1 protein-coding gene is annotated in these 219 nt (G+C 49.3%); it reads right to left on the reverse strand.

Annotation, left to right across the window (positions count from 1 at the left end):
• Positions 1 to 219: IS66 family transposase (locus H6A27_RS15905; RefSeq protein ID WP_204509233.1), on the reverse strand; the 219-nt coding region annotated here is incomplete at both ends.

The following is a 219-nucleotide window of genomic DNA, read 5'->3' on the forward strand; positions in this document are numbered from 1 at the left end:
CCATACGCTGCTGTGCATTCATGTTGTCGTCATCGGCTATACGTTCCACGTCATAGAGCATGCCTATAATGGTCATGGCATACTCCGCCCTGGCCTTGTCATGCTTCAAAGCCCTCTCAAAGTAGCGTCTGGCATGTGCCCAACAGCATATGACGATGATACCTTTTATCTTTTCAAGTGTACCATAAGCGGCATACCCGTCCGTCTGTATGGCACCTT

It is taken from the genome of Bacteroides caecigallinarum (genome assembly GCF_016902295.1).
GTDB classification, from domain to species: Bacteria; Bacteroidota; Bacteroidia; order Bacteroidales; family Bacteroidaceae; genus Phocaeicola; species Phocaeicola caecigallinarum_A.